Annotated in this window: 16 protein-coding genes and 1 tRNA gene; 7 read left to right on the top strand and 10 right to left on the bottom strand. The window is 44.8% G+C overall.

Going from position 1 to position 17,078, the window contains the following annotated elements:
- Positions 1-32: 32 nt before the first annotated feature.
- The 4 genes from pal (at position 33) to ACQEXT_RS06775 (ending at position 3,686) form a co-directional block, all read left to right on the top strand.
- Positions 33-560: a peptidoglycan-associated lipoprotein Pal gene (pal, locus tag ACQEXT_RS06790; RefSeq protein ID WP_138972454.1), complete on the top strand. Its 528-nt coding sequence runs from the start codon at positions 33-35 to the stop codon at positions 558-560.
- A gap of 14 nt (positions 561-574) precedes the next feature.
- Positions 575-1,348: a tol-pal system protein YbgF gene (ybgF, locus tag ACQEXT_RS06785; protein ID WP_331427431.1), complete on the top strand. Its 774-nt coding sequence runs from the start codon at positions 575-577 to the stop codon at positions 1,346-1,348.
- A gap of 136 nt (positions 1,349-1,484) precedes the next feature.
- Entirely contained in the window at positions 1,485-2,546 is a 1,062-nt protein-coding gene (nadA, locus tag ACQEXT_RS06780) for a quinolinate synthase NadA (RefSeq protein WP_331415989.1), read from the top strand.
- Between the two features lie 105 nt (positions 2,547-2,651).
- Positions 2,652-3,686: a potassium channel family protein gene (locus ACQEXT_RS06775; RefSeq protein ID WP_331415988.1), complete on the top strand. Its 1,035-nt coding sequence runs from the start codon at positions 2,652-2,654 to the stop codon at positions 3,684-3,686.
- Between the two features lie 44 nt (positions 3,687-3,730).
- Here ACQEXT_RS06775 and ACQEXT_RS06770 read toward each other — a convergent pair whose 3' ends face one another.
- Positions 3,731-4,300 (bottom strand): UPF0149 family protein, encoded by a 570-nt coding sequence (locus ACQEXT_RS06770; protein ID WP_331415987.1) that lies wholly within the window; start codon positions 4,298-4,300, stop codon positions 3,731-3,733.
- Positions 4,301-4,427: 127 nt separating this feature from the next.
- Here ACQEXT_RS06770 and ACQEXT_RS06765 point away from each other — a divergent pair, with 127 nt between their 5' ends.
- From ACQEXT_RS06765 to ACQEXT_RS06755, 3 genes are all read left to right on the top strand, one after another.
- Positions 4,428-6,860, top strand: a complete 2,433-nt coding sequence (locus tag ACQEXT_RS06765) for an ATP-binding protein (RefSeq protein ID WP_426951200.1) — start codon at positions 4,428-4,430, stop codon at positions 6,858-6,860.
- Between the two features lie 228 nt (positions 6,861-7,088).
- A complete protein-coding gene (locus ACQEXT_RS06760; RefSeq protein ID WP_138972460.1) occupies positions 7,089-7,538 on the top strand; it encodes an L-alanine exporter AlaE in 450 nt (149 codons plus the stop codon).
- Between the two features lie 163 nt (positions 7,539-7,701).
- Positions 7,702-7,789: transfer RNA gene (locus tag ACQEXT_RS06755), tRNA-Ser, on the top strand.
- Between the two features lie 248 nt (positions 7,790-8,037).
- Here ACQEXT_RS06755 and ACQEXT_RS06750 read toward each other — a convergent pair.
- The 9 genes from ACQEXT_RS06750 to ACQEXT_RS06710 form a co-directional block, all read right to left on the bottom strand.
- Positions 8,038-8,532: a hypothetical protein gene (locus ACQEXT_RS06750; RefSeq protein ID WP_426951198.1), complete on the bottom strand. Its 495-nt coding sequence runs from the start codon at positions 8,530-8,532 to the stop codon at positions 8,038-8,040.
- Positions 8,516-8,734, bottom strand: a complete 219-nt coding sequence (locus ACQEXT_RS06745) for a hypothetical protein (protein WP_426951197.1) — start codon at positions 8,732-8,734, stop codon at positions 8,516-8,518. The genes ACQEXT_RS06750 and ACQEXT_RS06745 overlap by 17 nt, the downstream gene beginning before the upstream one ends.
- Positions 8,735-8,989: 255 nt before the next feature.
- Positions 8,990-9,400, bottom strand: coding sequence for a hypothetical protein (locus ACQEXT_RS06740; RefSeq protein WP_426951195.1), 411 nt, complete (start codon positions 9,398-9,400; stop codon positions 8,990-8,992).
- Positions 9,397-9,615 carry a hypothetical protein gene (locus tag ACQEXT_RS06735; RefSeq protein WP_426951193.1) on the bottom strand — a complete coding sequence of 73 codons (219 nt, stop codon included), beginning with the start codon at positions 9,613-9,615 and terminating at the stop codon, positions 9,397-9,399. The genes ACQEXT_RS06740 and ACQEXT_RS06735 overlap by 4 nt, the downstream gene beginning before the upstream one ends.
- A 34-nt stretch (positions 9,616-9,649) precedes the next feature.
- On the bottom strand, positions 9,650-10,129 hold the full coding sequence (locus ACQEXT_RS06730; RefSeq protein WP_426951192.1) for a hypothetical protein: 480 nt from the start codon (positions 10,127-10,129) through the stop codon (positions 9,650-9,652).
- Positions 10,110-11,240, bottom strand: coding sequence for a PAAR domain-containing protein (locus tag ACQEXT_RS06725; RefSeq protein WP_426951190.1), 1,131 nt, complete (start codon positions 11,238-11,240; stop codon positions 10,110-10,112). The genes ACQEXT_RS06730 and ACQEXT_RS06725 overlap by 20 nt, the downstream gene beginning before the upstream one ends.
- A gap of 15 nt (positions 11,241-11,255) precedes the next feature.
- The gene (locus tag ACQEXT_RS06720; RefSeq protein WP_426951189.1) at positions 11,256-11,948 is read right to left on the bottom strand and encodes a hypothetical protein; all 693 of its coding nucleotides are present in this window, start codon (positions 11,946-11,948) and stop codon (positions 11,256-11,258) included.
- A gap of 394 nt (positions 11,949-12,342) precedes the next feature.
- Positions 12,343-16,101: a hypothetical protein gene (locus ACQEXT_RS06715; protein ID WP_426951187.1), complete on the bottom strand. Its 3,759-nt coding sequence runs from the start codon at positions 16,099-16,101 to the stop codon at positions 12,343-12,345.
- Positions 16,102-16,216: 115 nt separating this feature from the next.
- A complete protein-coding gene (locus ACQEXT_RS06710; protein ID WP_426951185.1) occupies positions 16,217-16,990 on the bottom strand; it encodes a helix-turn-helix transcriptional regulator in 774 nt (257 codons plus the stop codon).
- Positions 16,991-17,078 lie beyond the last annotated feature (88 nt).

Genomic DNA, 17,078 nt, shown 5'->3' with positions numbered 1-17,078 from the left:
AGTAAGTATCAATAATAAAGGAAACTATAACAATGCAACTAAACAAAGTTCTTAAAGGGCTTCTAATTGCGCTACCAGTTCTAGCGGTTACAGCATGTAGCTCAAGTGACGATGCGGCAAATGCTTCTGGTTCTACTGAGACAAACCAAACTCAAACTGTAGACAACACAGTTGTTTCACCAATCGACCAAAACGGCCTATTGTCTGAGCAAGAGCTAAAAGAGCAAGCACTACGCGAAACTCAAACTATCTACTTTGCTTTCGACAACGCAACTATCGCTAGTGATTACGAAGAAATGCTAGCAGCACACGCAGCATACCTAAGCAAAAACCCAGCTCTAAAAGTCACTATCGAAGGTCATGCGGATGAGCGTGGTACTCCTGAGTACAACATCGCACTAGGTGAGCGTCGTGCTAACGCAGTTGCTAAATACCTAGAAGCTCTTGGTGTTCAAGCTGACCAAATCTCTATCGTAAGCTACGGTGAAGAGAAACCACTTCTTCTAGGTCAATCAGAAGATGTATACGCTAAGAACCGCCGTGCAGTTCTAGTGTACTAATTGAGGAAAACCTCATGTTCAGTAACCTTAAGCGCATTGTTACGCTAACGTTACTGGCAAGTGCAGCGAGTACTGTTCTCGCTGCACCAGCTCCAGTATCCGACCTAAGCGGTAGCAATTCCGCCACTTCTTCGTCTTCAGTTCGTAGCAACGAAACTGATGTTCAGCGCTTAGAGCGCCTATTGGAAAACCGCAATCGTGTTCAGTTGCAAATGCAGCAACAATTAGACGATATGGCTAATGAAATTAGCGATTTGCGTGGCCAGCTTGAAAAAAGTACCTATGATATGCAGCAGATGTTGCAGCGTCAGCGAGAGTTATTTATTGAACTCGATAAAGTACGAGCTCAAGCGGCAGCCCCAGTAGCTAAGACAGAACAGACAGATTCAGCGGCTAACACTGGTGGTACATTTAGCTCTGATATCGATGAGCAAACAGCGTATCAAAACGCAGTAGACTTGATTCTTAAGAAACGAGACTATACGGGTGCGATTGCTGCTTTTCAGCAGTTCCAGAAAGACTATCCAGATTCGAGTTTCACGCCAAACTCTCACTATTGGCTTGGCCAACTTTACTTTGCTAAGAAGCAAGATAAAGACGCAGTGAAGAGCTTTGCTGCCGTGGTGACTTACAAAGATTCAAACAAGCGTGCGGATGCACTGGTTAAACTTGGTGAAATCGCCGAGCGTAACAACAATGCTGCCCAAGCGAAAAAGTACTTCCAACAAGTGGTTGACGAGTACCCGAACAGTGCTTCGGCTAAGCTAGCGAACACCCGCTTGAATTAATAATAATTGCCATGAAAAGGAGCGCTCGTCGCTCCTTTTTTCTTTCCTGTCTATCTTATTACTAGGGAAACTGGAATAGACTCGCTTGTTGAGGTTACAATACGCGGATTACCGGAAGTTGCGTAGAGCAAGAGCAATGAGCCACATATTAGATACGATTGAAACAGTTTACCCTTTCCCTCCAAAGCCAGTACCGCTGACATCTGAACAAAAACAAGCGCATGTTGAAAACATCAAAGCGCTGCTTAAAGAAAAAGATGCGGTCCTAATTGCCCACTATTACACTGACCCTGAAATTCAGGCGTTAGCAGAAGAGACGGGTGGTTTTGTTGGCGACTCCCTCGAAATGGCTAAGTTTGGCAACCGCCACCCAGCGAGCACCCTAATCATCGCTGGTGTTCGCTTTATGGGTGAATCTGCCAAGATTCTTACGCCTGAAAAACGTATTTTGATGCCGACCTTAGAAGCCGAGTGTTCACTTGACCTTGGTTGTCCAGCGGATAAGTTTACTGAATTCTGTGATGCACACCCTGACCATACCGTTGTGGTTTACGCCAATACTTCGGCGGCGGTTAAAGCACGTGCTGATTGGGTTGTGACATCAAGTATCGCACTAGAGATTGTTGAGCACTTAGATTCTGAAGACAAGCCAATCATCTGGGGTCCAGACCGCCATTTAGGTTCTTACATCGCGAATAAAACTGGCGCAGACATGTTGCTTTGGCAAGGTGAGTGTGTTGTTCACGACGAGTTTTCCGCCGACGCTTTACGCAAGATGAAAGGTCTTTACCCAGAAGCCGCGATTTTGGTTCACCCTGAGTCTCCGGCAAGCGTTGTTGAACTCGCAGACGCAGTGGGTTCAACCAGTCAGCTAATCAAAGCGGCAAAAGAGTTGCCACAGCAGAAGATGATCGTTGCAACGGACAAAGGTATCTTCTTCAAGATGCAACAGTTGGTTCCTGAGAAAGAACTGATTGAAGCGCCAACAGCAGGGGCGGGCGCGACATGCCGCAGCTGTGCACATTGTCCTTGGATGGCGATGAATGGCCTGAAAGCGATCGAATCGGCGCTACGTGATGGCGGTAAAGAGCATGAAATCTTTGTTGATGAAGAAGTTCGTGTTAAGTCACTGATCCCATTGAACCGTATGCTCGACTTCGCTGAGCAACTGAATATGCAAGTGAAAGGCAACGCGTAAACGTAGAGTGTTGTCACAGATATAAAAACCAGCTTTCGTGGCTGGTTTTTTTATACTTGTGCTTGGGTTTAAATAACCATTCGTGAGTTAGAGGTAAGGAGCACCATGTCTCTTTGGTTAACGTTTAAAAAATGGTTGAATTCCAACCTGTTTAATCTGAGCAATCGCAACCTTGCGCTCTTGGTTGTTGCCTATATTGTTGTTTCTTGGTCGCTACTTAGCCTGAGTGGTGAGCATGCACTCACTTCAGAACCTTCGACCTTTATCTATTTTTTGATGGTGACGGCATCGACGGTGGGTTATGGCGACCATTCACCACAAACCTCGCTCGGTAAGTGGATTGTCGCATTGCTTGTTATTCCGGGTGGATTAACCCTGTTTGCGGCTTTAATTGGACGCTTAGCAGGCGGCGCCGTGGATTACTGGCGTGCAGGTGTATTAGGAAAACGGAGAGTTGGTGTGGAAAATCATATATTGCTTTTAGGATGGAATGGACAACGCACTATTCACCTGATTCGAATGCTGCAACATGAAGAAGAGGGAAAGCGCCCGATTGTGTTGTGTAGTCGTTCGGATATTGAAAACCCACTTCCTGGTGAAATTGGATTCGTCAAAGTGACCAGTTACACCGACACACAAGAGATGGAAAAGGCCGCAATTGATAAGGCTGGCTGTATTGTGGTTGATAATTTGGAAGACGATATTACTCTTTCGGCCGCTCTCTACAGCGCCAATGTCAATCCTAGTGCGCATCTACTCGCCTATTTTAAAGATGAGGCGTTGAGCCGACTGCTAAACCAGCACTGCCCGAATGCTGAGTGTATTCCAGCAGTAGGGGCAGAGATGCTTGCAAAGGCAGCGGTTGACCCAGGTTCGAGTGCGCTTCATCAAGAGCTGTTAGCGTCGACTCGAGGTATGACGCAATATTCCACCGTCTATCCGCAATCTATGTCACCGATTAAGGTCGAACTGGCCTTCGACTATATGAAGCGCCACTTTCACTCAACCTTGATTGCTTTAGATGTAGGAAAAGGAATAGAACTCAATCCGGATCTGGAGCGTGAGATTGTCGCCGGAGCCAAGATTTTTTATATCGCTGACGAGCGAATAGAGAATTTTGAGTGGGAAAAACTCAGCTAGTATCAATGGCCGTTCGGCTTTGCGAGCGGCCATTTTCAATAGTGTTACTCTTGTTCAGCCAGCATTGAGCCGCGCATAGCCAGTCCGCACAGCATGGTTGGAATTGCGTTGAAGATCTCTTCAAACTGTTCTAGACCTTCAATCCCTTGCTCAGACAATGTAGCGATTGAGGTCTCTGGATCGTAAAGCATACTTAGCGATAACAGCACGCCGCCAAGTAAGGCGTTGTCTTCGCTGTCTTCTGGCATAATGGTTTCCCAATCATCACGAGAAAGCTGCCAGCCTTGCAATACGCCTTCACAAAAGTCGCGAGTGGCTTCAGTGACGATATCTTCTTCATCTAGTGCGCAGCCTTCTGGCCACTGCCACTGGTTCGACAGTAGAGCAGGGCGGTATGCATTCCATAACGCTATAATCTGCTCAACATAGCTCTCGAGCTGCTCGCCATCACTAAAAGGCGCCACTTCTTCACCCCCCCATAGGAAAGGTAGCCATTCATGGGGAGTAAGGATATGAGGCGCGGCTGCCATGGCAGTAATAAAACCATGGGTCTTCGCTTCGTTGATGAGCTTACCTTCAAGCTCTGGTAATGCGAGCAGTTGTTGTAGAGTCAATTTAGACACCCTATTAAAATCAGGACATGTGATATGGCAATGGTAACAGCCCAGACTTGGGAGAAAAAGGTTGCTGTCACGATATATTCGCTATAATTTTTTATAAACAGTCAAAATTCAAAGATTTATGGATATACGTTCATCACTGAAACGGAAGAGCATCGTCGCCCTAGCAGTTTACCTCGCTATAGTGATTACCTTAATTGGTACCATTAGCTATTTGGTGGTAGAGCCTCCTACGCGTGAACAACTAGAAATGAATCTCGATTTGCGAACTCAGCTCATCTCGTCGCAGATTGGGGAGCCAATTAACAGTTCTCTGGGGATCTTGCAGGGAATTGTGAGTTTGGGCAGCAACCCCGATGATCAAGAACATCAGGCCGCGATGCTATATAACCTCTTCTCTCTGATTGATGGCGTTACCGTTAGCGGCGGTTTGTGGCCAGTGCCGCCCTCCATTGATCAGGATGCTGGGCTTAAAAGCCTTTTCTTTAACCGAGCTAATGATGGGCAGGTGGATCGGATTTTGTCGTGGGATAACCCTGAATCCAGTGGATACGATCAGGAATCGTGGTACGCTTCTGTCGTCGAAAAACCGATTGGTACCGTTTCTTGGTCCCCGGTTTATATTGACCCTTTTACCCATGTTCAGATGATTACCGCTTCTTCGCCTTACTACGTCAATGGTGTCTTTGCTGGCGTGGCGACGGTAGATATCTCACTACAAACACTCGTTGAATTTGTTCGCTTACATGCTGAGGAGTATGACTTAGGGGTTCTCCTGAGGGACGGCTACGGTGACGTGATCATGGAATATAACTTTCAGTTGGCAGATGGTATCTATATTAGCCAGCATCAGTTCGGGGATTTCAACTGGAGCGTCGATGTGGTCAACGCCAAACGCTTAGTGGACGAACAGGTTTATGATGTAGTGTCTAAGGTTGAAGCCGCGATCGTACCGATCATGCTTGTTTGTGTCATGCTAGGTTACTTCCTTATCAACCGTTTTCTCATTACGCCAATCAGTGTCATCGCCCGCAGTGTTGATATGTCTAAAGAGGGCGGTAGCATCGACATCCGCTACAACAGCAATGATGAGATTAAGTATTTGATCGATTCGTTCAACCAAAAAACGGTCTACTTAGAAGCAGAAAAAATCAAGGCTCAAGCCTCTACAAAAGCGAAAAGTGCTTTTCTTGCGACTCTGTCTCATGAGATTCGAACCCCAATGAATGGGGTGCTGGGCACCGCGCAGATCTTACAGAAGACAGAGCTCAACCAAGAGCAGCGCAAACACCTAAAAACACTCTATGAGTCAGGGGAGCACATGATGACCTTGCTGAATGAGATCCTCGATTTCTCTAAAGTAGAGCAAGGGCACCTTGAGCTTGAGTACCATCCATTCCCGTTGGAATCGATCATCGACAGCGTAAACAGCGTTTACTACACCTTGTGTGCAGAGAAGGGGCTGCAATTTAAAGTCTATTCTGAAGTTCCAACAACGCGTTGGTATAAAGGTGACAAAGCTCGTTTGCGGCAGATTTTATTCAACCTGCTCAACAATGCAGTTAAGTTTACCTCACGAGGCTACGTTGAGGTCTATTTCAAAGAAGAACAGCGCAACGCTCGAAATTACCTACTGATCCGAGTGAGAGATACCGGCATAGGCATTAAGAAAGATGCCCAGCAGAAAGTATTTAAGCCGTTTGAACAGGCAGAATCTTCCACCACTAGGCGCTTTGGTGGTACAGGGCTTGGTCTAGCGATCGTAAAACAGCTATGTGAACTTATGGAGGGGGAAGTACGGCTTACCAGTGAGTTAGGGATTGGTTCGAGCTTTGAAGTTTCACTCTGTATTGAGCAGTGCCAGCCAGTGTTCTCTGAGTTGATTGAACATCGCAAGCTGGATTACAACGGCTTAAAAGTGCTGATTGTTGAAGATAATCGAACCAATGCAATTATCCTGAATACCTTTATGACCAACAAAGGGTTTACTTGTGAGTGTGTAGAGAACGGTGAACTGGCGGTACATGCTATTGCAACAGGAAGCTATGACTTGGTGCTTATGGATAACCATATGCCTGTCATGGATGGCGTAGAAGCAACTTCGGCAATCAGAAGCCTAGCGGGCTCTCAGAGTGAGATCTTAATCTTTGGATGTACGGCCGATGTGTTTAAAGACACGCGTGAACGAATGTTTGGCGCAGGAGTGAACTACATTGTTTCTAAACCGATAGACGAAACTGAGTTGGATGATGCCCTGCTAAGCCACTCAGATAAGTTATATCAGTTCAAGTCAGAGCTATTCCGCTGCTCAAAGGAAAATACTGCACTCAAGCTTGAAGAGCCTTTGATGATGTTTTTCATGGCGATTGAAAATCAAGAACTCGCAGAGGCGCAGGAACGTTTAGGCTCAATAAAACAGCAGCTTGAAGGCATGGCTGTTCCTTTGCTTCAGGAAAATATCGATACCATTTCATCCTGTTTGGCCGCAGGAGAACTCCCCAACCAAGATGACTTAGATGTCCTTGCTGTACAAATGAAAGACTACTGTAATTAAATTACACCAAGTTGAGTGTTTTTTAATCTAGATTTCAATAGGTAGCGAATTTATCTAACTTAATCACCAAAAGTGGTTGTTTATTTACCACTTGAGTTTAACTTCAGCATCCAATTCTGAATAATTAGTGCTCTAATAGCGACATAAACCAGTGTGCTTTCTGGTTGTGGTTGAAAGTTTTATTGTGTCGTTGTTTTTGTAGTAATTTATGTTGAGGTAAGGGTAAAAATGAAAGCTCGTGGGCCTTTTTGCATCCGTAACGCGGCTGCAGATACGTTTGCAATGGTAGTGTTCTGTTTTGTATCTGGAATGATCATTGAGATCTTTATTTCAGGAATGACTTTTGAGCAATCGCTGGCATCAAGAACGCTTTCTATTCCTGTCAATATCGCCATTGCGTGGCCATATGGGCTTTTCCGTGACTTTATGCTTCGTCAGGGCCGACGCATTTCAGACTCTGGTGTGGCGAAAAACCTAGCTGACCTCATCGCTTATGTTCTGTTCCAGTCTCCGGTTTATGCTGCCATCCTGTTCACGGTAGGCGCTTCAACGGATCAAATTATTACGGCTGTAACGTCTAACGCTATTGTCTCTTGTGGCATGGGCGTACTGTACGGTTACTTCCTTGATATGTGCCGCAAGTGGTTCCGAGTACCGGGCTACTATCAACAAGCCTAGTTGGTAAGCCGCAACCGCTTCAGTTGGACTAATCATGAACGAATTAGCTAGTAAGTGAGCAAACAAGCCAACAACAGCGCTTTTTTTCGGGATTGGGCTTGACCTAACTTAATAGAATCATTAAATTAGCGCCTCGTTGGTTAACGAAACCAACCTACAATACGGTGAGTTGTCCGAGTGGCTGAAGGAGCACGCCTGGAAAGTGTGTATACGGCAACGTATCGAGAGTTCGAATCTCTCACTCACCGCCATATTCTATAAGGTCTGATTTATCAGGCCTTTTTTCATATCTGAATGTTCTAAAAGATAGCAAGAGCCCACACTGGAGCTCACACATGCTATCAAACCATCGATTACCCTCACGCAAAGCATTGTATCTTTTTACCAGTAGAACAGCAGCCTGTTCGACCAACTAAAGCCATTACCAAGCCAGAGCTTAAGTCGCTTTTACAGGCTCAGCGTCACCGTGAACCTTTTATGAGTAAGAACTCTTTCCTACCTAAAACTTTTCACACTGGCTGACATCTAGAACGTAATCTCGAAGTAAATTCTTTTTGTAGCCGATCTTTTTCGGGCAAAGCACATAGCCGTTATCAGGAATGATCTTGTGAAGTAAGATGATGTTAGAGATGAAAGCGAAGCCACCACCAATCGCTACCAAAATTAGTACACCTTTGTAATACTTCCGTAGTTTAATTTCCCTAGATAATTGAAAAATCCGCTTTTGCCTAACGCATAAAATCACGTTATATATACTAAAAAACCCTGCAAAAGAACCGATAAGAAAACTAGCACCAAAGAAAGCTGACATAACATATAATGGATCTCCGATTAGTTCAGGAGATGGCGTTATCATCTGTTTAATGAATAAAGTCCAGCCCCCCCATATACATAAAGAGCTAATCAGAGGCATAAGGATAGATGCGGCTATAATGAAAAATAACTTTTGGCTCTTACTCATTTCATTTGATTTTTGATCAGTCACAGAACTCATTGGCAACTGCCTCTACTAGTTTGGTCTCAAAGTCAGTTAATTTATCCACTCCCCATACGATAGCACTAGACACGGCTAGAACCATCAAGCTAGCAACAACAGTAGGGGGTACAAATAACCCGCCAACTAATGCTACCCCTACAACAGCAACGGCATGAACCCAAAGCTTAGCTTCATCAATTTTAAAGAACTTTTGAGCCATCCAGCTTGTAGCTTTAGAAACGCCTTTTCTTCCATGAAACAAGACATACTAATCGATAGCCCATGAAGGAAAGTTGGCAACCTCAATACAGCATAACGTCCTTGTATTAGTTCATGTTTCTGTAGTTTTAAAACCGACCAAACCATAACGAATAAGAAGAAAAAGAATAGGCTCGATATTGCCAACCATCCAGAAACGATAAGAAACATTAAGACAATAATATTTTCCAAATTTGCTCCTAACTAGCTAGAGTAGTTAATCATTTTGGGATTTTAGCGTTTGGCACAGATCTTCAGTTATTGCATAGGTTCGGCTAGAGTAACGACTGGAGAGCTTGCGTTCACTTTTGCATTCCACATAGTTAGCTACGTTAGCTTGAGCTTGGCTATACGTTCCCATCGCAAACAATGGCGAAACCACTATCGCGATAACTAATATAGCTGTTTCAGGCTTGCCAATAGCCAATGAGGGTGCTAGAGAATGCTTTATGTGGTAAAGCATGAGATAGAAAAAAACCAATAACATCCCATAGCTCCCCCACATATTAAGTAAGCTATCTACTTTAATTATATTCCCATCAGAAAATGCAGTGGAAACCTGCCTGTATGTTAAAAATAAGCCGAAAAGGCTAACTAACGCACAACCAATAATCCGCACATAGTTCACTGAAAATACTCCTTAACGGCATTGGTAAAATCTTTTGAATACCCAAGGTGTTCATCAATAGCATCTACAGCTATACCTAAACCGAAAGAACTTATCGCAAAAATTGTACCTGTAGCCAAAATGCCAATTGTTGCAGGGACAAAGGCTGCCGTAAGCAATGCTGCACCTCCCAATGAAATAAAGCCTTCACGCCAAAGAATAAGGCTCAGCGTCACCGTGAACCTTTTATGAGTAAGAACTCTTTTCTACCTAAAACTTTTCACACTGGCTGACATCTAGAACGTAATCTCGAAGTAAATTCTTTTTGTAGCCGATCTTTTTCGGGCAAAGCACATAGCCGTTATCAGGAATGATCTTGTGAAGTAAGATGATGTTAGACACGAAGGCAAAGCCACCGCCTATGATTGTTACTATAAGAAAAAATTTCTTTATATTTTGCAAAGTAAAATAACGCATTGTCATAGGTTGAGGAGTCAACGTTATTTCAGCTTGTTTATACCAAACGTATATGATTAAAGGCAAGGATAGTAAAGTGGTCATGCCAAGAATAGAACCAGACACTCCAAAGATTATTGACATAAAATATAGTGGGTCAGCAACTAATGCCGATGAAGGATTAAAAATTTGTGCGATATAAAATTGCCAATAAACCCACCAAGTAATAACCGACATTGCAAATGCAGTTAAAACAAAAGCGACACAACCTATTTTATTCGCCATCAAATTCATCAACTACAGCCTCCACTAATCTTTTTTCAAAATCGGTCTCTTTATCAATAAGCCATACCCCAAAAGCAGAGAAAGCAAGGATACTTAAATAAACGGGAACAGTTACAGGAAGTGATAGCAATCCAGCTCCAAATGCGACTATTTTACCCAAGACTAGAGCTGTGCCAGCAACGCTTACCGCATTAACCAAAAGCTTAGCTTCATCAACACCTAATTCTCTTAGTGTATAGTCATCGGTTAATAAATATTTAAGGCCATTGATCCCTGAGCCAATAAGAAATTCGGCTGGGGCATAAGTTTTAACATAGCGGGTCATGCCTTTCACGGAATCAAGAGCACCTATCCCCATTTTCACCACTTGAGCATTATCGGCACGGAAAACGCCGCCATGCAGAATCGTCTGTTTGAACTTATCGTAATTATTTAAAAAGAGATACTCGACACCATCGACGTTTCTGACTATCGCAGTCACACCTAAACCACCAAGTGCTTTGGCGGTTTCTCTGGCATTATACAAGCCTGTTAGCGAGTCCTTGACCGTCTTAACATCACCATTAAAGTCCCAAATCTCGAATAGCTTTTTCCATTCTTCAGGCGTAAAGATCGCGATCTCTGCTGTCTGACTGCGATAAATCACCTCTATCTGTTTTTCACCTTCTTTCGCGGTAAAGTCATAAGGAGGCCAATAAGCATTTTTAGGGTCTATCTGAGGAGTAGCAGCTTGAGAAGCCGTAGATGCATTTGAGGGGCTTAATTGCTGGCTATTAAGGCTTTGGTTCGAAGGTGCTGACGTCATCGAAACACCTGAACCAAAACTTACATTTTCTCCCACATTAACCGAACTATTTGACTCAAGAATGAAGTTATCTGGGCAATTACACAGAATTTGATATCCACTTAGTGCCGCTTGCTGCCCATTAGGAAGATAGACTTTGTTACCATTGCCGACAGGAACAATAATCCCTTTACCTTTACAGCTTTTACGCCCAGAGGCGCAAGAGCCGTATTGATGAATAGAGGTTGCAGGCTTCCCTTCAACAATCACATCATTATGACCTTCGAGTACAACACCGCCTGTTGTGGTTCCTGTCCCTTTAGTAACAAACTTCATAACAATACTCTTTGGTTAATGTTGAATGGTTTTCCAGCCTAATAATAGGAAACACGATGAAGCGTAGCGCTCTTCTTGAATCGAGGGGGAGTGCTCTGGGCATTGAAAATTGATTTTTTTGAAATGTTGAATTGCGAGATCATTTATCGTTTTATGATTCATCTTATTCACTTCTCTGACAAGAGTCAGATAGTCTCCAACTTCGGTATCAAATAGCTCGCTGATGAGCTTGAAATTCGAACTAGGGAATGTAATCGTTTCTTCCTTCCCTATTTCAATGAGCGTATCTAAAGAAACGTCTAAGTGATACGACACTGGCGCAAATATTCCGTTACGACTAAGGAGCGTTCCATCAGCAGAAGAGGCAAATCCAAAAATGAGGGAGAAACCAAACATGTCATGCCCGTAGTTAAATTTCATATTGATCGACATTTCTAAACGATTGAGATCGGAGAACGAATAAACCTTCCACTTTCCTTTTAAAGCTTCGTCACCATTTGCGTTCATACGTATACATTGAATATAAGCATCCAATTTTGAACAAAACAGAGCAAGCCCACTCCTATACCCCGCTTTGCCAATCCAAGAAGTTTCTAGCCAAGGCTTGTTAGAAATTGTTCGATCTTCTCTCGCTATACACCAAAGTGGCAGCTCAGCTTGATAGTTGTTGCCATTGGGCAGATAAAACGCGACTTTCTGATTCTTCATATGATTAATAGTGACTAAAACAAAAATCCCATCAGACTACAAAACCGGTTTAAAAGTAAGGTTAGCTTATACAAATAATTGAGTATTCCTTAGAGATAAAACGGAAAATGTGATTCCCATTCAAAGAGTTGAGCTAAGACTTAAGGTGTCTGTCCCTGCAACTTTTGCTGCAACTTTCTAGTGAGTCGTTTTTATGGCGCGGGATCAAGCGACCCAACGGAGTGGCGATGAACAAGACAGCCGATTGCTCGTCATTATGGCCTACACATAGGCATGAACCATGCGATGAGTGATGAAGAAAATGCTATTTATTTCAATGTAGGCAGTGGTTTTTGATGAGCCACCGAATCAGACTAACGAAGAGGCTGCATATAAGCAGCCTCTATGGTATTACCTACCGATAACCATCAAATCGATAAATTTGATCTAGGATTTCCCCTTGTCCGGAGCTGACATCGGGCCATGTGATGTCATACCAGAAGGTTTTGAACGATAAGTCGCTACTGCCTGAATTAATTAGCTCGTTAAGTTCATACGACCCAGTGTATTCTGGGTGGGTTACTTCTATCGTTAACCGCCCATCTACTACATACCAAGTAAAACCAAACTCACCATCTTGTGCATCGACAAACGCACCTTCTCCATTGGGTTTAAAGTAGACTTGCTCCTCTTCAACAAAGATCCGTTGACCATTGCTATCTGCGTAATGACCGACGAGCCAGTTGCCGCGAACATTGGGGTTTATACCAGCAAGCAACTCGGCGTTGAGCTTACTGCCATCACCCATCTGTTGATAACAGCTGACCAAGGCTGAATCATAATCTTGCAATGTGCCATATGCAGCTGGTTTGTCTTTGTCTTCATCCCACGGGGAGTTTTGTACAGAGCAACTGTTGGCCATGGACACATTCGGCTCGTAGGTGGTCAGTTCCATACCACTGATCTCACTAAACTCTACACCATCGTCTTGCCACCTAAAGAAGCCAAGTAAACTAAACTTCCCTCCTTGCTGGGCGATGTAGGCGAAATACTCTTGGTCACCACCGTTATTAATCGACACTATACCATTATCATCAATCGCCCAGCTAAAGGTGTCTCGGTAACCATCTGATTCATAATAATCGCCGCTGCCGTTGGCGAGGAACTTATAGCTAAGCCAGAAGGTATCGCTCTCCTGATAGTGCAACGTTCGTCCTTCTAAATAGCTGCTATCGATACCGATGTAACCGCAGATATACGCTGCTGCTAGATAGTCACTATACTCATCAACGTCACCTTGGAGCAGTAAGTTTTGCGATTCACAAAGGCGATAGCTAGGATTTAGGACTTGCTCTAAACGCTGCTCTGCCACCTGCTGATCGGTAAACAATTGACCAAGGTTACTGGTCCAGCTAAAGCGTTGTGGAACCATGTCTAAGTTATACATATCTATGCGTTGGCGATAGTAAGCACTCGGTGTTGGTTGGATATTATTGCCGTCAATCGGAGCGGTTAAGATAAGATCCGGACCGTTGCTGACAACATAGCTGTCGGGCAAAACACCATCGTCGGTTAAGGTAAGAGGAACCACGGTTGGCGTACCATCGGTCAAGCGTGGGTCTTGAGTAACCGCAAACCATTGACGTGGGGAGCCGTCTGCTAAGTATTGGAAAGTCTCGTTGGGCAATGAAGCGGCATAACGATTCAAGCCTGGAATGATTGAACCATCTATGTCGTACATCGATGTTCCACCAGAGCGAGCTGCTTCGATTCTTTCCGCAAGTTGAGAGACATCGGTGCTACCCCATTCATCAAAAGAGAGGGTTGTCCAAATATCATCTTGTTGGCGGCTGTAGATGCGATAAGACTGACCTATGTTGTCACTTGCTGCAGTAAAGTTGTAATCATCTAGCGCCAGATGTGCCCAAGTGACATACTCATTGCGTTCAGTGTCAGAAACATCATAAGCGTCCATTTGCCACCAGTGGAAGCGATAACCCTCTGGCGACTGTTCATCCACTCGTTTGGTGTTGTCATCAGCAAGCACAAATCGTTGGCCGAAATGTTGCTGACTTCCATCAGGGCGGGTAAGTATTTGATAGTCGTACCAATAGCTAGTTAAGTTGTCCCAATTGTTCGCAGTGTAGTTAAAGTCGGCGTACTCCTCATGAATACCATCTTGTGGATTATCCCAGATCGGACGGGCATACCCATACTCATAGCTACCATCCTGATTGTTGGTGAGGCTTAAAACTGTGTTGATGGTGCCATCGGCCTCCCAATCTTGCTTATCTTCGACTTCAATATCGATAAGGTCCTGGATCACGGTACGATTATGGCTGATATAATCTTGTGGCTGTGTTTGGCCGTTATTTAAGTCGAATCCTGCTACCACAAACTGCTTCATTGTCGTGGTCACGACTTGCTGGTTGTTATTGGTCGCAATGTTTAGGTTAAAGTGCTGAATGGTATCGATGCCTGTTAATTCAGTGGGGTGCTGACGTGAGCTGAAATCAAGTCGGTCAAACTCACGTTGACCATCACCATTGACTCCTCCTTCAGGGCTGGCATCGCTTTCGTCGACATAACGCCAAAATGTTTCAGTGTTACCACTAGGGCTGCGGCTGCCAATATCAAGCAGTTGCCCCTCGAACTGTGCGTTGCCATCGAGATTAAAGTCAAAGCTAAATTCGTGGACTCGGGTAAAGTTTCCTGCCAAAGCCCATTCGCGACTCTCGGTTTGACCATAGACTTGGTGGTCATCTGCGGTGTAAAGGTGGTTGAGCGTTGTGCGCAGCGAGCCATCATTTAATTGCTCGACTCGTTTGCTAACAGCAACATTAAGCAACATAGGTTGTCGATGATTGATGTTAAGTACGGCTCGATGTGCGCCGTTGCTTTGATAAGTGTCGGCGACGGATTTGGTGCTGTCATCAGGGTAGGCGTCGCTGTTATCCCCCACGTTATCCTTATCTTGGTCTGCCCATTCGGTTGGATCGTCGTCGAATAGGTCGGCATTATCACCTACTTGGTCACCATCGTTGTCGGCCCACTCTTCGCTATCGTTGGGGAATAGATCGATAATACTGTCTACACCGTCCCCGTCGTGGTCACCTGCGATATTGGGATTGTTAGCCTCACTATCTTGTTCGTCTGGATAGCCGTCGTTATCATCATCCAAATCAGCATTGTCACCTACACCATCCAAATCAAAGTCTTTTATCTCATTGGGGTTAAAAGCGAATGCATCTTGGTTGTTACCCACACCATCACCATCGCTATCCAACCATTCATCTCCATCATTGGGAAAGGCATCGAGCGAGTTTGGCACACCGTCTCCATCATCATCCAAGGGGGGATTATCCTGACTAGGAGGCTGGACCGGCGCTGGTGTATTGGCGAGCTGGTCCTCTTCGGTGTTATCTAACACCTGTTTGATTTTGTTGCTCACCGCTTCAACGACCATGAGTTCAGGAACCGTTTGACTCGCGTTGCTTCCCGCACTTTGTACATCCTGAACCAGATTGACCATTTGTTGTGGGGTAGAAGGTAATACCTGCTCGGATTTGACGATGTTTTGTGCCGCAAATGTCGATTTCTCGTTGCGAGTGGCGGGGTCAAGGTAGTCATCAAATAGAGCGTCAGGATCAAGCCCAAGTAAACTGGCTGCTTCATTAGCCGCTTGTTGCTTGAGCTGCTGATATTGCTCGGGGTCAGATAGTGCCGTCGGGTTCTTGTTCATGATTAGGTTGACCATCGACGACAGTGGCGTAATGTTGGCTTCGCCGGCGGGCGCAGAAAGTACCATGCTGCCTTGCATCACTTGACCACCGGGATTTGAGTTATTGATGGTGTCTTCATCGATTGTTTCACCAGCAATAGCGTGCACCACGATTTGATATTTTTGATAGTCTGGGATCGCAGAGACATCGAGCAACGCCACGCCACCTTCACCGGTTATTGCGCTCGGTTCACTTTCTGCGTCATGCAGGAAGTCTTGGTTAATATCGAGCCATACCTTCGCGTTACGTAAGTAACCATCGATGGCTTTGACTGAGTATTGTGTTGCCGTGGTGGAGCCTGTGGAAGAGGGGTTATCTCCGCCACTGTCACACCCGACTAACAACAGGGCACCAGTTAATCCTAGCGCCAAGGCGACCTTGTTGACTCTCATTTTGCCTCCCTAGCAATTGCGCACTTCATTGGGTCACAATCAGCTTAGAAAGCAGTCAGTTAAAGCTCATCACCCATTTGGGGGATGAATGATTCTTAACTGCGCTCGGCTTGATTTATATCAATTCCGCTAGACGTGAAGGAGGGCTTATCCATCGCTCAGTTGGTGCCGGTTTACGCTCAAAAAAATAACGACTCAGCAGTTGATTTTGATGGCGACAGTCGGTCTTGTGTAAGATTTGTTTGATTTGGCTGCGCACTGTCTCTTTCGATACATTACGTATTTTGGCGACCTCGCTGCCATCGTAGCCTTGTGACAGCAAGTAGAGGACTGCCAACTCCGCGCTGGTTAACAGTTCTAATGGCAATCCTGGAGAGGTGTGTGTGGTTAATTGAGCAAAGCGGTTCTCCATCTCGCGCTCCTCTAACCAAAAGTTGCCCCAACAACCTAGAAACTGCCAAACGTTTTGCAACTGAGATTGGTCACGCGGACTTAACCTCGCGTCGCCATGGCTACTTAGCATCAGGTAGTGTCCATGGTTTAGACGTACCAATCCACTATGAGAATGGTGAAGGTCAAGTGTGGGTACCAAAATATCTTGAAAAATTGGGTCGCGAATGGTTTTTACCGGTAGCATCTGTTGCATGTACGTTAAGTCTCCCATCAATCCCATCTTCATGTAGTGGTGAAAAAAAGCATCATGGTCGATGTGTTGCTGATAGATAGCCATTTGACGCATAGAAAAACCATGAACATATTGGTAGATGGGGGTTTGACTGGCGTCGATAATCATTAGCACAAAATAATCCAATCCCAATCGATTCAGCTCGGAGGTGAGTAAATACTCTAATTTATGGCCGGACAAATTGACGTATGTTGACCGTTGCATGCAGTCATTCATTGGCACCACCTTGATTTGCATCCCACCTGAATCGTGGGTATTGACTCGCTACCCTAATGACAAAACTAGCCAAAAA

Origin of the sequence: Vibrio sp. TRT 29B02, assembly GCF_050113655.1 — a bacterium.
GTDB lineage: Bacteria > Pseudomonadota > Gammaproteobacteria > Enterobacterales > Vibrionaceae > Vibrio.
This window is presented reverse-complemented; position numbering and strand designations above follow the sequence as displayed.

What these genes read in the sequence shown, in the direction of transcription:
- pal (WP_138972454.1), top strand. Translation starts at nt 33, where the DNA reads ATGCAACTAAACAAAGTTCTTAAAGGGCTTCTAATTGCGCTACCAGTT.
- ybgF (WP_331427431.1), top strand. Translation starts at nt 575, where the DNA reads ATGTTCAGTAACCTTAAGCGCATTGTTACGCTAACGTTACTGGCAAGT.
- nadA (WP_331415989.1), top strand. Translation starts at nt 1,485, where the DNA reads ATGAGCCACATATTAGATACGATTGAAACAGTTTACCCTTTCCCTCCA.
- ACQEXT_RS06775 (WP_331415988.1), top strand. Translation starts at nt 2,652, where the DNA reads ATGTCTCTTTGGTTAACGTTTAAAAAATGGTTGAATTCCAACCTGTTT.
- ACQEXT_RS06765 (WP_426951200.1), top strand. Translation starts at nt 4,428, where the DNA reads ATGGATATACGTTCATCACTGAAACGGAAGAGCATCGTCGCCCTAGCA.
- ACQEXT_RS06760 (WP_138972460.1), top strand. Translation starts at nt 7,089, where the DNA reads ATGAAAGCTCGTGGGCCTTTTTGCATCCGTAACGCGGCTGCAGATACG.
- ACQEXT_RS06750 (WP_426951198.1), bottom strand. Translation starts at nt 8,532, where the DNA reads ATGAGTTCTGTGACTGATCAAAAATCAAATGAAATGAGTAAGAGCCAA.
- ACQEXT_RS06745 (WP_426951197.1), bottom strand. Translation starts at nt 8,734, where the DNA reads ATGGCTCAAAAGTTCTTTAAAATTGATGAAGCTAAGCTTTGGGTTCAT.
- ACQEXT_RS06730 (WP_426951192.1), bottom strand. Translation starts at nt 10,129, where the DNA reads ATGAATTTGATGGCGAATAAAATAGGTTGTGTCGCTTTTGTTTTAACT.
- ACQEXT_RS06725 (WP_426951190.1), bottom strand. Translation starts at nt 11,240, where the DNA reads ATGAAGTTTGTTACTAAAGGGACAGGAACCACAACAGGCGGTGTTGTA.
- ACQEXT_RS06720 (WP_426951189.1), bottom strand. Translation starts at nt 11,948, where the DNA reads ATGAAGAATCAGAAAGTCGCGTTTTATCTGCCCAATGGCAACAACTAT.
- ACQEXT_RS06715 (WP_426951187.1), bottom strand. Translation starts at nt 16,101, where the DNA reads ATGAGAGTCAACAAGGTCGCCTTGGCGCTAGGATTAACTGGTGCCCTG.
- ACQEXT_RS06710 (WP_426951185.1), bottom strand. Translation starts at nt 16,990, where the DNA reads ATGCAACGGTCAACATACGTCAATTTGTCCGGCCATAAATTAGAGTAT.